Annotated in this window: 14 protein-coding genes and 1 pseudogene; 8 read left to right on the top strand and 7 right to left on the bottom strand. The window is 55.9% G+C overall.

Features of this window, described 5'->3' with window-relative positions:
• Positions 1–21: 21 nt before the first annotated feature.
• From HRU87_RS00445 to rlmN, 3 genes are all read right to left on the bottom strand, one after another.
• Entirely contained in the window at positions 22–1,320 is a 1,299-nt protein-coding gene (locus HRU87_RS00445) for an ABC transporter substrate-binding protein (protein ID WP_173493017.1), read from the bottom strand.
• A 133-nt stretch (positions 1,321–1,453) separates the two neighbouring features.
• Positions 1,454–2,494, bottom strand: coding sequence for an Atu2307/SP_0267 family LLM class monooxygenase (locus HRU87_RS00440; protein WP_173493016.1), 1,041 nt, complete (start codon positions 2,492–2,494; stop codon positions 1,454–1,456).
• 32 nt (positions 2,495–2,526) lie between these two features.
• A complete protein-coding gene (gene rlmN / locus HRU87_RS00435) occupies positions 2,527–3,699 on the bottom strand; it encodes a dual-specificity RNA methyltransferase RlmN (RefSeq protein WP_173493015.1) in 1,173 nt (390 codons plus the stop codon).
• 42 nt (positions 3,700–3,741) lie between these two features.
• Between rlmN and purD the strand changes: the two genes are divergently transcribed.
• The 5 genes and pseudogenes from purD (at position 3,742) to gcvP (ending at position 10,134) form a co-directional block, all read left to right on the top strand.
• Positions 3,742–4,965: a phosphoribosylamine--glycine ligase gene (purD, locus tag HRU87_RS00430; RefSeq protein WP_173493014.1), complete on the top strand. Its 1,224-nt coding sequence runs from the start codon at positions 3,742–3,744 to the stop codon at positions 4,963–4,965.
• Positions 4,965–5,816, top strand: coding sequence for a phosphoribosylaminoimidazolesuccinocarboxamide synthase (locus tag HRU87_RS00425; RefSeq protein WP_425483690.1), 852 nt, complete (start codon positions 4,965–4,967; stop codon positions 5,814–5,816). Before purD ends, HRU87_RS00425 begins: the two co-directional genes overlap by 1 nt.
• Positions 5,817–5,831: 15 nt before the next feature.
• The gene (gcvT, locus tag HRU87_RS00420; RefSeq protein WP_246247279.1) at positions 5,832–6,926 is read left to right on the top strand and encodes a glycine cleavage system aminomethyltransferase GcvT; all 1,095 of its coding nucleotides are present in this window, start codon (positions 5,832–5,834) and stop codon (positions 6,924–6,926) included.
• A gap of 3 nt (positions 6,927–6,929) precedes the next feature.
• On the top strand, positions 6,930–7,301 hold the full coding sequence (gene gcvH, locus HRU87_RS00415; RefSeq protein ID WP_173493011.1) for a glycine cleavage system protein GcvH: 372 nt from the start codon (positions 6,930–6,932) through the stop codon (positions 7,299–7,301).
• A gap of 69 nt (positions 7,302–7,370) precedes the next feature.
• Positions 7,371–10,134: pseudogene (gene gcvP / locus HRU87_RS00410) on the top strand (aminomethyl-transferring glycine dehydrogenase).
• Here gcvP and HRU87_RS00405 read toward each other — a convergent pair.
• The 4 genes from HRU87_RS00405 to HRU87_RS00390 all read right to left on the bottom strand — a co-directional run bounded on the left by HRU87_RS00405 (position 10,131) and on the right by HRU87_RS00390 (position 11,441).
• Positions 10,131–10,502, bottom strand: coding sequence for a type II toxin-antitoxin system death-on-curing family toxin (locus tag HRU87_RS00405; protein ID WP_173493010.1), 372 nt, complete (start codon positions 10,500–10,502; stop codon positions 10,131–10,133). The pseudogene gcvP and the gene HRU87_RS00405 sit on opposite strands and share 4 nt — an antisense overlap.
• Entirely contained in the window at positions 10,499–10,705 is a 207-nt protein-coding gene (locus tag HRU87_RS00400; protein WP_173493009.1) for a CopG family transcriptional regulator, read from the bottom strand. The genes HRU87_RS00405 and HRU87_RS00400 overlap by 4 nt, the downstream gene beginning before the upstream one ends.
• A gap of 92 nt (positions 10,706–10,797) precedes the next feature.
• Positions 10,798–11,181 (bottom strand): type II toxin-antitoxin system VapC family toxin, encoded by a 384-nt coding sequence (locus HRU87_RS00395; RefSeq protein ID WP_173493008.1) that lies wholly within the window; start codon positions 11,179–11,181, stop codon positions 10,798–10,800.
• Positions 11,178–11,441: a type II toxin-antitoxin system Phd/YefM family antitoxin gene (locus HRU87_RS00390; RefSeq protein ID WP_173493007.1), complete on the bottom strand. Its 264-nt coding sequence runs from the start codon at positions 11,439–11,441 to the stop codon at positions 11,178–11,180. The genes HRU87_RS00395 and HRU87_RS00390 overlap by 4 nt, the downstream gene beginning before the upstream one ends.
• Before the next feature lie 232 nt (positions 11,442–11,673).
• On the opposite strand from HRU87_RS00390, the gene purS reads away from it, so the two are divergent.
• Genes purS through purL form a run of 3 tightly spaced genes read left to right on the top strand, consistent with a single transcriptional unit; the run spans position 11,674 to position 14,899 of the window.
• Positions 11,674–11,922 (top strand): phosphoribosylformylglycinamidine synthase subunit PurS, encoded by a 249-nt coding sequence (gene purS / locus HRU87_RS00385; RefSeq protein WP_173493006.1) that lies wholly within the window; start codon positions 11,674–11,676, stop codon positions 11,920–11,922.
• The gene (gene purQ / locus HRU87_RS00380) at positions 11,922–12,617 is read left to right on the top strand and encodes a phosphoribosylformylglycinamidine synthase subunit PurQ (RefSeq protein WP_173493005.1); all 696 of its coding nucleotides are present in this window, start codon (positions 11,922–11,924) and stop codon (positions 12,615–12,617) included. Before purS ends, purQ begins: the two co-directional genes overlap by 1 nt.
• A complete protein-coding gene (purL, locus tag HRU87_RS00375) occupies positions 12,617–14,899 on the top strand; it encodes a phosphoribosylformylglycinamidine synthase subunit PurL (RefSeq protein WP_173493004.1) in 2,283 nt (760 codons plus the stop codon). Before purQ ends, purL begins: the two co-directional genes overlap by 1 nt.
• Positions 14,900–14,962: the final 63 nt, after the last annotated feature.

Genomic DNA, 14,962 nt, shown 5'->3' with positions numbered 1-14,962 from the left:
ATTTCTAATTGCGTTTACTGCTTAAAGAGCAGGTAGAGCATCCCACTGCGACTGCAGCGACTCAAGGATCGAGTCGGTTGAGGATGGGTCCTTGAACCAGCTCTGGAATGCAGGTCCAACAATTGGGCCGGCAAAGTCAGGGCGGGTGTCGCGGTCTAGGAACTGGGTGATGTACTTGGCCTCGTTCATAACAGCAAGCTGCTGAGTCTGGAAGGCGTCGTAGCTGGAGCGGTCCTGACCGTTGTTAGCGGAGGTCATTGGGATACCGGTGTCAAGCATGGCCTGAACACCCTCCATGTCTCCGGCAAACTTGGCTAGGTCCTTGCCGCCCTCATTGTTCGCACCGTTCTTCGCTACGCAGAAGCCGTCGATAGGAGCATCGATGGTGTCGCGAGCGTAGTCAGGGTTGATCTCTGGGAATGGCACGATCCATAGGTCGTCGTAGTCTTCCTGGCTCTGCTCTAGGAAGTTTGCGCCGAACCATGAACCGTTGAAGAAGAATCCAGCCTGCTTCTGAAGCAGCAGCTGCATTGCGCCGTCCCACTCCAGGTCAAGCACGTTGGTGTTCATGTATGGCAGCAGCATCTCCCAGTGACGGAAGACTTCCTTGACTCGGTCATCGGTCCACTTCTCGCGGCCTGCAAGCAGGTCAACGTGGAACTGGTAGCCGTTGATGCGGGCGTTCAGGATGTCGAAGGTTCCCATTGCTTCCCAGCCACCCTTGTCAGCTGAGGCTAGACCGATTAGGCCCTTTGCCTTCAACTCACCGAGAGCACCCATGAAGTCATCCCAGTTGTATAGGTCTTCTGGGTTCATGCCGATCTCAGCCATGGTGGACTTGCGGAAGTGCAGACCCCATGGGTACCAGCTCTGTGGCACGAAGTACTGCTTGCCGTCAAGACCGGTTGCTGCAATCTTGTAGGACTCGTTGTACTGGTCACCGATCTCGTTCCAGACGTCAGAGAGGTCTACGAGTAGTCCCTGCTCTGCGAAGAACTGCATGCGGTAGCCGGCCATCCACTGGAAGCAGTCGTCAGGAGTTCCCTGAAGGTACTGCGAGAGGTTGTTCTGGAAGGCGTTTGACTCAGTTGCGTTGTAGGTAACCTCGTTGCCAGTCTTGGCAATGTAGGCGTCAACCAATCCCTTTAGCTGGATGGTTGGAGACTCGTCAACGGTGCGAGCACCGAAGGAAATTGGACCGGATGACCCTGGGGCGCAACCAGCCAGCATTGTGGCGCCTGCAATACCTAGGCCACCAGCTGCAGCGCCTTTGAGAAGCAGACGACGGTCAACCTGGTGACCGGCGATTTTGTTCAACATTGAACCTCCTGTAGATGGACTTTGGTATGAGGATAGCTCGCAAAAATTGGCTCAATAGACCATTAACATAACGAAATAATCACAAATAGACAGAAACGAACAAGTTCGAACATTTTGGGACAAAAGTCCCGGGCTAGCCCTGAGCTAAAAGCTCTCTAACCCTGGGCACCACCTTGGTTGCGTAGAGCTCAATAGAGTGCATCAACTTGGAGTGCGGCATCGGCCCGTTGGCGTATTTGAAGTCGAAACGATTGGCACCGACGCTCTGAATTGCGTGCACGATCTTTCTGGCAACGGTCTCCGGTGAACCGACATACATCGACCCACCGTTGACCTCGGAGATGAAGTGCATCTTGGTGGTCGGACCCCAACCGCGCTCCCGGCCGATCCGGCCGAACATCTCCTGGTAGTGCGGCCACTGCTCTTCGACTGCCTGCTCGTCAGTATCTGCAAGGTGACCCGGGGAGTGGATCGAAACTGGTAACTGCTCACGGCCAAACTTCTCCAGGGCCTCCGAATACAGCTTGCGAAATGGCGCAAACCTCGCCGGGTCGCCACCGATGATTGCAAGTGCCATTGGAATCCCGAGGCGGGCAGCTCGGATCACCGAGTCTGGTGATCCGCCAACGCCAACGCGCAGCGGCATGGCTCCCGACTCAGTCTTGGGGTAAACCTCCTGGTTGTTAAGTGCCGCGCGCATGGTGCCGGACCAGGTGACCGGCTTTTCCTTGAGTAGTTCCACCAACAACTCGAGCTTCTCCTCGAAGAGCTCTGAGTAGTTATTTAGTTCATAGCCAAAGAGCGGGAAGGACTCGATGAAGGAACCGCGTCCCGCGGTGATCTCAGCCCTACCGCCGGACAGCGCGTCGATGGTTGCGAAGGCCTGGTACACCCGAACCGGATCCTCAGAGGACAAGACCGTCACGCCGGATCCGAGTTTGATGTTTTTGGTTACGGTAGCGATTCCAGCCAAGACGGTGTCCGGGGAGGAAACTGCAAAGTCATCGCGGTGGTGTTCGCCGATGTTGAAGCTGTCGAGGCCGAGTTCATCCGCCAGCTTGGCTTGCTCAACCACATCTCTAATGACCTGCCCGGCTGACTTTGGATTGCCGCTGTCATCCAGTGACATATCGCCGAAGGTATCAAGGCCAAAACGAATTGATTCGGGATTCATGCATTTAGTCTAGGGGGTCTAGACAGAAATTGCTAGTTGGCAGCCGCTAGCTGCCCGCAGGCCCCATCAATTTCCTTGCCGCGGGTGTCGCGAAGCGTGGTGGGGATGCCGTTGCGGTCCAGGATGTCAATGAAAGAGTTGATCTGCTCCTTCGTTGAGGAGGTCCAGATGGAGCCCGGGGTTGGGTTCAGCGGAATTGGATTGACGTGCACCCAACCCTTGCCGCGGTCATTGAGCTTGTCTGCCAAAAGCTGAGCTCGCCAGTCGTGGTCATTCATATTGTGGATCAGCGCGTATTCGATAGAGACTCTGCGCCCGGTCTTGTCGTAGTAGGCCTTTGCAGCATCCAAAGCCTCATCGACCTTCCACTTCGAGTTCACCGGGATCAGCTCATCTCTTAGTTTGTCGTCTGGGGCGTGCAGCGAGAGGGCAAAGGTTAGGGGCAGGTCCTCTTGCGCCAGCTTCTCTATGCCGGGTACCAACCCCACCGTGGAGACCGTGATCTGTCTGGCACTCATGCCAAGGCCGTTGGGTTGAGGCTCAACCATGGTTCTGATGGCGTCCATGATCTTGGAGTAGTTCGCCAGTGGTTCGCCCATGCCCATGAAAACTATGTTGTTAACCCGCTCGTCCTCATGGCGATTTGCTCCAAGTTCACCGGCGCGGATAGCGCGGTTGGCCTGAACAATCTGATCCACAATTTCTGCCGCAGACATGTTTCTGGTGAGCCCGGCCTGCCCAGTGGCACAAAACGGACAGTTCATTCCACAGCCCGCCTGCGAGGAAATGCAGAGCGTAATGCGGTTTGGGTAGCGCATCAAAACGCTCTCCACAAGTGCTCCGTCAAAGAGCTTCCAGAGGAATTTGATGGTGTCGCCCTTATCGGTTTGCAACCGCTTGACCTGGGTTAGCAGCGGTGGCAAAACCTTGGAAACCAACTCTGCTCTGCCCTCTTTGGGCAGATCGGTCATGGTCTCGGGGTCGGAGCTGTAGTGGGTGAAGTAGTGGGTGGAGATTTGCTTTGCTCTAAACCCCGCAATGCCGAGCTCTTTGATTCGCTCAGTTCTATCGCCTATAGAGAGGTCAGCGAGGTGAACCGGAGGCTTGCCGCGTTTTACCTCGGCAAACTGCAATAGCGGCTTACCTTCGGCGTCTTTGCGCTGGGTCCAACCCTCAGTCTTTGGCCTTACCTGTTTGCTCTCCACAACCGATAAGTCTAGGAGGCGGCCCAAGCTAAACTTCGAAGGGTGAAAATCCTCGTTATTGGCTCAGGTGCCAGAGAGCACGCCATTGTGAAGGCGCTGATCAGAACCGGCACCCCGGCCCAGAGCATTATTTGCGCACCGGGCAACGAGTGGATTGCCAAAGAGGTTGAGGTCAGACCCGAAATCGTGGCAACCGATTCTTTAGAGGTCGCAAAGCTAGCTCTGTCGGAGCAGGTGGACCTGGCCGTCATCGGCCCCGAGGCACCGCTGGTTGCGGGAGTTGCCGATGCACTTCGTGCTCAGGGGATAGCAGTATTTGGTCCAGATAAAGCGGCGGCTGCCCTTGAAGGCAGCAAGCAGTTTGCCAAGGAGATCATGGCAGCAGCCGATGTTCCAACCGGCATGGCCCAGCAGTGCAATTCAATGGCGGAGGTAGAAAACGCCATGGACCTGCTCGGAGCCCCCTATGTGGTGAAGGCCGATGGCCTGGCCGCTGGCAAAGGAGTGATTGTCACCTCAGACCGCGAAGCCGCGCTGGAGCATGCTGAAAGATTCATCGATGGCGGGGTGCTGGTTGAGGAGTTTTTGGATGGCCAAGAAGTCTCACTGTTCTTCCTCTCTGATGGCAAGAGCGTCATGCCTCTGAGCCCGGCTCAGGATTACAAGCGCGCACTGGATGGCGATCAGGGACCGAATACCGGAGGCATGGGAGCCTACTCGCCTCTTCCCTGGTTACCAGAGGGCTTTATTGAAGAAATTACCGAGCGGGTTGCTCAGCCAACGATCAATGAGATGCGCAGGCGTGGAACTGAATTTGTCGGTCTGCTCTACTGCGGACTGATTGTCACTTCCAAGGGCGTCAAGGTCATTGAGTTCAACGCGAGATTTGGCGACCCTGAAACCCAGGTGGTGCTGCGCCGGCTCAAGACCAATCTGGCGGACCTGCTGATGCGCAGTGCCACGGGAAGGTTAGATGTTGGGCCGAGCGCCGAATTCACCAGCGAGGTTGCGGTGACAGTGGTGCTGGCCTCGGAGGGTTACCCCTCGCAAAACGCTCCGGTCCGGGAAGTTACCGGCATCAGCGCTGCCGAGCAAGTTGAAGGTGTTGAGGTTTGCAAGGCCAGCCCAACCGGCAGAGTCCTTTCGGTTGTCGGTTTTGCCAACAGCTTCCAGCAGGCCAGAACCCTGGCCTACGAGGGTATGGCGCGGATCACCCTCGAGGGCGGCCACTACCGACACGACATTGCCCTGAAGGTTGCCCTGTGATTGAGCTAGCGGGTTTCAAGCACATCTACTCCGGCAAGGTGAGGGAGCTCTACGCCCCCGAGGACCCAAACTTTGCGCACCTGGTGCTGATTGTTGCCAGCGATCGGGTGAGTGCTTTTGATCACATTTTGCAGCCCGAGATTCCGGGCAAGGGGGAAAACCTAACCTCCATGACCAACTGGTGGTTTGACCGAATCGAGACTCCCAACCACCGCAGTAGCGAACTTGAGGTTCCCCTAGCGGTTCAGGGCCGAGCCATGGTTGCCAAGCGACTGCAGATGTATCCGGTGGAATGCGTGGTGCGGGGCTACCTCTCGGGTTCGGGTTGGAAGGAATATCAGGCCACCGGCAAGGTTTGCGGAATCTCGCTACCTGAGGGTCTGGAGTTTGGAGCCCGACTCCCCCACCCGATCTACACTCCCGCCTTCAAGGCCGAGCAGGGTGAGCACGACGAGAACATTACCTACGAGCAGACCGTAGAGCTGGTCGGCAAGGCAGTAGCCGAACGGCTCAGGGATGAGTCACTGCGCATCTTTATTGCCGCCAGCGCCCTAGCGGAGCGGGCCGGCCTGATTCTTGCAGACACCAAGTTTGAATTTGGAAACGATCCCAAAACCAATCTGCTGACCCTGGGAGACGAGGTCCTTACCCCGGATTCCTCCAGATACTGGGACAAGGCTCTCTGGGAGCAGGGAGTTAGAGATCAAAGTTTTGACAAGCAAATTGTCAGAAACTGGCTTTCGGCACACTGGGACCAGATCGGAGAACCACCGGCTTTGCCTCCAGAAATTGTTTCCCAGACTTCCGAGAAATATCAGGCCCTGAGGCAGAAATTAACTGCCCTTTCTTAGGGGTAGAGTGGAGTGGTGCTTACGACACCACTCAATGAAGAGCATGTAGCGCTGGGAGCCAGCTTCACGGACTTCGGCGGCTGGAACATGCCAGTTAGATACGGTTCAGACTTAGCGGAGCACCACGCGGTGAGAACCTCCGCAGGTCTGTTTGACATCTCCCACATGGGTGAGTTGCGGCTGAGAGGCCCCGAGGCCACCAAGTTTCTAGACCAGGTCCTGGTCTCCAACATCGCCATCCTAAAAATCGGCCAGGCCAAGTACTCGCTAATTTGCTCAATGGATGGCTCGGTCATTGACGATCTGATCGTCTACAAACTTGCCGAGGATGACTACCTGGTGGTGGCAAATGCCTCCAACCGCCATGCGGTCATTACTGCGATGCAAGATCTGATGGACTACGGCTTCAAGGTTGAGCTCGAAGACCAAACCGAGGACTGGGGCCTGATTGCAATTCAGGGCCCCAAGGCCGCAGGCATTTTGCAGCGCGTGGTCGATGTTGACCTGAGCACCCTGAAGTACTACTCAATTGCCGAAGCCACCCTGGACGGCGTAAAGGTATACCTAGCCCGCACCGGCTACACCGGCGAAGACGGCTTTGAAATCTTTGTCCCCGAGGCTGCCTCGGTCTCAACTTGGCGCAAGCTTTTGGAAGTTGGTGGCGAGGAACTAATGCCTTGCGGGCTAGCATCCCGAGACACATTGCGTCTTGAAGCCGGAATGCCGCTTTACGGACATGAGCTCTCCCGCGAGATCACAATTTTTGAAGCCGGTTTAGGCCGAGTGGTTGCCTTTGACAAAGGGGAATTCTTTACCCGCACTATCTTGTTCAAACAGGCAAGTCAGCTGAAGCACAAGCTCTACGGTTTGGTTGGCGATGGCAAGCGAGCCGCAAGGGCTGACTATGAGATTTATCTCCCAGGTGGAAGCGAGCCAATTGGCAAGGTGACCTCCGGGGCGCTGAGTCCCACCCTGGGTTACCCGATTGCCATGGCAATGCTGAGAGCCGATTTGGATTTGCCAATCGATTCAGAATTAGAGGCAGATGTTCGAGGCACGAGAGTGCCCTACAAGGTAGTGAAACTTCCGTTCTACAAGCGAGAGAGATAGAGAATGGCTAACCCTACAAACCTGCAGTACACCAAGGAGCACGAGTGGGTGCTGGTCGAAGGCGATGTTGCCACGGTCGGTATCACGCAGTACGCCGCCGATGCGCTGGGTGAGATCGTCTACGTTGACCTGCCGAAGGTTGGCTCAAACACCGCGCACATGAAGATTTGCGGTGAGATTGAATCCACCAAGAGCGTTGGAGAGCTTTACGCACCAATGGATGGTGAGGTGGTTGAGGCTAACTCGTCACTGACCTCAAGCCCGGAAACCGTAAACCAGGATCCCTTTGGTGCTGGTTGGCTCATCAAGATCAGATTCACCGCACTACCTGAACTTCTAACCGCTGACCAGTACAACGCACTAATCGGAGAGTAATAGTTGCTAGCCAAGCATCATCAGTTCCAGCTAAGACACGTCGGTCCAAGCGCTTTCGAGCAGCAGGAAATGCTCCAGTACCTGGGGATTTCCTCGCTCGAGGAGCTGATGGAAAAGGCTCTGCCAGATTCCATTCACTACCGTGGCGCCAGCAGCCTGCCGGCACCAATCAGTGAAGAGGATGCGCTGGCGAGGCTTCGTGAAATCGGCGGAACCAACCGCCTGACTCAGAGCTTTATCGGGCTTGGCTACTACGGCACCTACACTCCCGGGGTCATCAAGCGCAATGTGCTGGAGAACCCAAGCTGGTACACCGCCTACACCCCCTACCAGCCTGAAATCAGCCAGGGTCGCCTCGAGGCAATCATCAACTTCCAGACCATGGTCACCGAACTAACCGGCATGACCACCGCCAACGCCTCGATGCTCGATGCTCGATGAGTCAACGGCAGTTGTTGAGGCCATGATGGTTGCCAAGCGCAGCTCAAAGAGCGAAGCCAACGTCTTCTACGCACACCACGACCTTTTCCCCCAAACCAAGCAGCTGCTGGAGCACCGCTCGAAGCCGCTGAACATTGATATTCGCTACTTCAGCGCTCCAAGTGAGATGACCGAGCAGAGCTTTGGCATGGTCATCCAGTACCCCGGTGCGACTGGCTCCATTTCAGACTTCGCATCCGCTGCCGATCGCATTCACGAGCTGGGCGGCATGGCCATTGCAGCCGCCGACCTAATGGCGCTGACCCTGATTACACCTCCGGGTGAAATGGGGGCAGACGTGGTTTGCGGAACCACCCAGCGCTTTGGTGTGCCAATGGGCTTTGGTGGCCCACACGCTGGTTACCTCGCTGTCAAGCAGGGCCTAGAGCGCATCATGCCTGGCCGTCTGGTGGGTGTATCGGTGGATGCCGAGGGAAACCCTGCCTACCGGCTAACTCTGCAAACCCGCGAGCAGCACATCCGCCGCGAGAAGGCAACCTCAAACATCTGCACCGCTCAGGTGCTGCTTGCGGTAATGGCAGGTATGTATGCCGTCTACCACGGACCGCACAACCTAAAGGCCATCGCAACTGAAATCCACCACAAGGCCAGTGCACTGGCCAAGGTGCTCAGTGCTGCCGGACACAGCTTGGTCAGCGAGAACTTCTTTGACACCATTCGCGTGGTGAGCAGTGACGCCAAGAAGATTTACGAGAGCGCTAGGGCCAAGGACCTAACCATGCTGCTGGTTGATGACTCAACCCTTGGCATCTCGGTTGACGAGAGCACCTCCTGGCAGCACCTGGCAGATTTGGCGGCTTGCTTTGGAGCCGCAGCTCCAGTGGCTGCCGATGCAACCGATCGGTTGGTAAACCACCGAAACTCCAGCTACCTGGAGCACCCGGTCTTCAACTCCTACCACTCTGAGACTGCCATGCTGCGCTATCTCAAGCGCCTTGCAGACTTCGACTACGCGCTGGACCGCGGCATGATTCCGCTGGGTTCCTGCACCATGAAGTTGAACTCGGTAACCGAGATGGAAGCAGTCACCTGGCCAGAATTCGCCTCGCTGCACCCCTTTGCACCTCGCGAGGATGTTCAGGGCTACATGAAGCTGATCGACGAACTGACCTCTTGGCTCAGTGACATCACCGGCTACGAGGCAGTTAGCCTGCAGCCAAACGCCGGTAGCCAGGGTGAACTGGCTGGCCTACTGGCCATCCGCGGCTACCACCACTCTCGCGGTGACCTGCAGCGCAACATCTGCCTGATTCCATCCTCCGCTCACGGCACCAATGCCGCGAGCGCCGTGCTTGCCGGCATGGACGTAGTCGTAGTGGCCTGTGATGAGGATGGCAACGTAGACGTTGCAGACCTCAAGGCCAAGATTGCCGAGGCCGGCAACGAGCTATCCGCACTGATGATCACCTACCCTTCGACCCACGGCGTTTACGAAGAGGCCGTCGTTGAGATTTGCGAATTGGTTCACCAGGCCGGCGGTCAGGTCTACATCGACGGTGCGAACACCAATGCGGTCGTTGGTTTTGCCAAGTTCGGTGTATTCGGTGGCGATGTCTCGCACCTGAACCTGCACAAGACTTTTGCCATCCCACACGGTGGCGGTGGCCCTGGCGTTGGTCCAGTGGTTGCCAGGTCTCACCTCAGGGACTTCCTCCCCGGTCACTCGATGGCTCAGGGAACAGTTCCCAGCTACGGCCCGGTATCCTCAGCTCCTTACGGCTCGGCAAGCATCCTTCCAATCTCCTGGGCATACATCCAGTTGCTTGGAACCGAAGGTGTAATGGCGGCGACTTCCGTTGCGGTTCTGAGCGCCAACTACGTTGCGAAGCGACTGGCTCACGCCTACCCGCTGCTCTACACCGGAAAAAACGGTCTGGTCGCCCACGAGGCCATCATCGACATCCGCCCAATTCAAAAGGATGCCGGTGTTGCCAACGACGACATCGCCAAGCGCCTAATGGACTATGGCTTCCACGCCCCAACCATGAGTTTCCCGGTTGCTGGCACTCTGATGATTGAGCCGACCGAGTCTGAGCCAAAGCACGAGCTAGATCGCTTCATTGAGGCAATGCTGTCGATTCGTGCAGAGGCCCAGCAGGTTCAAGATGGAGTCTGGCCACAGGACAACAACCCACTAGTTAACGCCCCGCACACGGCCAGCCACCTGGCTTCCGAATGGAATCACCCCTACTCGAGAGAGTTGGCGGTCTTCCCAAGCCCGGACCAGCACAAGAGCAAGTACTGGCCACCGGTTAGAAGAATTGATGGTGCCTACGGTGACAGAAACCTAACCTGCACCTGCCCACCGATTGAGAGCTTTGCGAGAAGCTAGCTAATTGAAGCCATGTGGCGAGCGATGATTTCAGAGGCGGCTCTTAAATCCAGCTTGTCAGTTGCAACCCCGATTGTCAGGTCGAACGCAGTCTGAGTAGTCATCTCCAGGAAATAGCCGTTGATGAATAGAAATGTGTTCAGGACCAACCAAGAAGTGCGTTTATTGCCGTCAACCATTGGGTGATTCTTAATAATCGAATGCATCAGCGCGGCAGCCTTACGTTCGAGCGACGGGTAGGCATCCTCTCCGAAAATTGTCGTTCGTGGCCTTGCTAGCGCCGAGTCAAGTAGACCAGGATCCTTGACAAAAAATCCCAACCTCTGGACCTGCGCTATCACAGACTCCAAATCCAAGTACTGGGTCATGCGTCGGCTAATCGTTCCAGCAGCTCTTTGTCGCGCTCTAGAACCAACTTGGTGATGTATTCAATTTGTTTTTCTCTATGCGCTTTGGCATCGAAAGCCTCTAGGGCCCTAATGACGGCCTGGTGTTTTGAGCAGTTGAGCTCTTGAGCAATTTTCGTCAGGAGCTCATCCTGCGATTCGGAAAGTCTTAGTGTCATGGCCATAACGGTAATGGTATCAAACTGGTATCAATATTGAAAAGGAAAATCTGTGGATAAGCCATCGATCTTGACTGCTGCGCAAAGCCAGGTAGTGACTACAGACTCGAGTCCCTCACAAAGTCAAGACCTAGGTCAAGAAGTCGGCTGTCGGATGTGAACAGATCCAAACCATCCTGTGCAGCCTGAGAGAGAATCAAGAAATCCAATGGGTCGCTGCCTCTTAGAATTCCAAATCTCTTGGCCTGAAATGCAGCGGCTGCGGTGAGTGGGAGCTCTTGAAACCCCATCTCAACGCTGAACTTGGTGAGCCTTTCCGTATTGGTTCCTAGGAAATCGTCTTTTTGCAGCCATTCAAAAATAGTGATCGGTGAGAAATAGATGGCCACGGCACTCTCGAGAGATTGGCGGGTGCGCGGTCCTATCCGAGCGGGCTTGAGGTGCAGATGTGTCAGCACATTGGTGTCGAGCAGGGACCTCAATTTCCGAGCCGCTCAATCTTCTGCCTCCAAGCGGCCCAAGACTCATCCATGTGGCTGCTGTCGTCAAAGTTAATTTCCGCCCAGTCCTTTGACAGCTTCCCCTCCAGCAACCCATAAACCAGCTTTGGCTTTTCATAGGGCACCAGCTTCACCACCGGCTTGCCGTGCCTAGTGATGATTACCTCTTCTCCCTCCAGTGTCCGATCAATCAGTTCTGAGAGTTGTGCTTTTGCCTCGGTAAGTGCCACAAATTTCACCATTTCTAGATTCTAAAAAATTCAGGTCATTTTGACCAGAATTATGTGCCCAAATGCAAGCTACCGACCCCGGGGTTTACCGGTAAAAGGGATTTGGGTTCCTGTTGATAACGAGGCATTCTGCAAGTCTGTGAATAGCCAACTAATCCCTCGCTAAACTGTTGACATTCACGCAATGCGGCGCGAGACATCTATCCATCCCGAAACTGGAAGCCCAGCAAACCGAAGGGGAAAAGTGCCAAAGATCATCGTTGAGATCATGCCCAAGCAGGATCTGCTAGACCCCCAGGGAAAAGCCGTAGCCAATGCCCTGCACCGCTCGGGCCACACTGAAATCTCAAACGTTCGCATCGGCAAGCGCATTGAGATTCACTTTGAGCGCGAAGTTACCGAAGCGGATCTCGCCAGTGCCAGAGAGATTGCCTCCTCATTCCTCTCCAACGACGTCATCGAAGACGTAGTTGCAATCACCAAAGAGGACTAATGAAGATCGGCGTAATCACCTATCCGGGCACTCTGGATGACCGGGATGCTCAGCGAGCTATTCGCTTGGCGGGCGGAACCCCGGTTCCGCTCTGGCACGCAGATGAGGATCTAAAAAAGGTTGACGCCGTCGTGCTACCCGGCGGATTCTCCTACGGCGACTACCTGCGCTGCGGAGCGATTGCGGCCAAGGCCCCCGCGACCAAAGAGGTGATCCGGCTTGCCGGTCAGGGACTTCCAGTTTTGGGGATCTGCAATGGCTTCCAGGTGCTGGTCGAATCTCACCTGCTACCGGGTGGGCTAATCAGGAACGAACACCAGCACTTTATCTGCCGCGACCAAAGACTGAAGGTTGAAAACAACCAAACCTCCTGGACCAACCTCTTTGAGGTTGGCGATGAGATCACCATCCCGTTGAAAAACGGGGAGGGTGGCTACATCGCAAACCCTGACACCCTTAAGATGCTTGAGGCCGAAAACCGAGTGGTGTTTCGCTACCTAGATGTAAACCCAAACGGCTCAATGAACGACATTGCCGGCCTAACCAATGAGCGCGGCAATGTCGTGGGGCTCATGCCCCACCCCGAGCACGCGGTTGAGGCGGGCTTTGGACCGGACACCGATCTGGCGATGCGCAGCGGCACCGACGGTTTGAAATTCTTCCAGTCAGTACTGAAGGCACTGGTGAAAAGCTAATGGCAATCCACATCGACACCGTTGAGGCGGCAAAGAACGACCCCGATAAGGTTCAGCCCTGGAAAGAGCTCGGGCTGAAACAGGACGAATACGAGAGCATCAAGCAGATTCTGGGCAGACGTCCAACCTCATCCGAACTTGCGATGTATTCGGTGATGTGGTCTGAGCACTGCAGCTACAAATCCTCCAAGATCTACCTCCGCCAGTTTGGCGAAAAGGTCACGCCGGAGATGAAGAAGCACCTCATGGTTGGCATGGGAGAAAACGCCGGCGTAGTTGACATCGGTGAGGGCATGGCGGTCACCTTCAAGGTCGAGAGCCACAACCACCCTTCCTACATTGAACCCTTCCAGGGTGCCGCCACCGGAGTTGGCGGCATCGTGAGAGACATTCTCTCCATGGGCGCCAGGCCAATTGCGGTTATGGACCAGTTGAGATTCGGAGCCCCCGAGAACCCGGACACCGCAAGAGTCGTTCACGGCGTAGTTTCTGGAATCTCTTTCTACGGCAACTGCCTCGGACTACCAAACATCGGCGGTGAAACCGTATTTGATCAGGTTTACCAGGGCAACCCGTTGGTCAATGCACTGGCGATTGGTGCCCTGAAACACGATGAGCTAAAACTTGCCAAGGCCTCTAACGCCGGTGACCTGGTGATCCTGTTTGGCGCTAGAACCGGAGCCGATGGCATCGGTGGCGTCAGCGTTCTAGCCTCAGAAACTTTTGAGTCAACCGGTCCAACCAAGCGCCCTGCGGTTCAGGTGGGAGACCCATTTGCCGAGAAGGTGCTCATCGAGTGCTGCCTGGAGCTATTCAATGCCGGCGTGGTAGCCGGCATTCAAGACCTCGGTGGTGCCGGCATCTCCTGCGCCACCAGCGAGCTTGCCTCGAACGGTGGCATGGGCATGAAGGTGCAGCTCAAGAATGTCTTGCTGCGCGATGAGAACCTCACCCCGGAAGAGATTCTGATGAGTGAGTCGCAAGAGCGCATGTGTGCGATTGTTCCCAAAAAGCACCTCAAGGAGTTCAACCGCATTGCTCAGAAGTGGGAGGTGGAACACGATGTAATCGGTGAGGTAATTGCCGAAGACCGCCTCTACATCAACTGGGGTGAGGAAGAAATCGTGAACGTGCCACCGAGAACCGTGGCTCACGACGGACCTGTTTACCAGCGCCCAGTTGAATACCCCAAATACCAGGACGCCCTGAACGCCAATTCCTCCTCAACCCTGCCGAGAGCAGAAACCGCAACCGAGCTCGCCACCCAGCTGATGCAGCTGGTGGCATCTCCCAACCAGGCAGACAAGAGCTGGATCACCGCCCAATACGACAAATACGTCATGGGCAACACAGCGCTTTCAATGCCGGATGACGGCGGCATGGTTCGAGTAAAAGAAGACTCTGGTCTCGGTGTAGCGCTCGCAACCGATGCCAACGGCAAGTACTGCTACCTAGACCCTTACGCCGGGACCCAACAGGCGCTAGCCGAGGCTTACCGAAATATTGCGGTTACCGGCGCTGAGCCAAGGGCGGTAACCAACTGCCTAAACTTTGGAAGCCCCGAGAACCCAGAGGTGATGTGGCAGTTCAAGCAGGCCACCGCGGGCCTTGCCGATGCCTGCCAGGAGCTGGGCATTCCAGTCACCGGTGGAAACGTTTCCTTCTACAACCAAACCGGTGACGTCGCAATCTACCCAACCCCGGTGGTTGGTGTCCTTGGCGTAATCGACAACGTAGCCAGAAGAATCCCCTCGGGTTGGCAGGACGATGGCAACAACCTCTACCTGCTCGGCACCACCTTTGACGAGCTTGACGGCTCCGCCTGGGCAAAAGACATTCACAACCACCTCGGTGGTTTCCCACCCAAGATTGACCTGCAAAAAGAGAAGCTGCTCGCAGAGCTGCTTCATGGAGCAGCGATCCAAGGACTAATCGCCTCCGCCCACGATATCTCGGAGGGCGGCTTGGGTGTGGCAATAGTTGAATCAGCACTGAGGTTTAACGTCGGCGCCAGAATCTGGCTGGACGAGCTAATGGAGCGCGACGACGTTGACCAAACTGCAGCGCTGTTCTCTGAGTCTCAGGCCAGAGTGCTAGTGAGTGTCGGCCGAGAGGACGATGTGAAGTTCCAGGCCCTCTGCGAAGCTAGAGGAGTTCCAGTGCTTCGCATCGGTGTCACGGACAAAGCCTCCGAAGCTATTGAGATTAAAGACATCGCAAGCCTTGAACTGAACAGGGTTCGCGAGAGCTGGAAGAACACACTGCCTGAGCTATTTGGCTAGCGCTGAGTGAGTCAGTGGTTGCCACTTGAGTACCCGACAAAACTGCACCATTATGCTTTCCCG

The sequence above is a fragment of the Aquiluna borgnonia genome (genome assembly GCF_013283855.1).
GTDB lineage: Bacteria > Actinomycetota > Actinomycetes > Actinomycetales > Microbacteriaceae > Aquiluna > Aquiluna borgnonia.
This window is presented reverse-complemented; position numbering and strand designations above follow the sequence as displayed.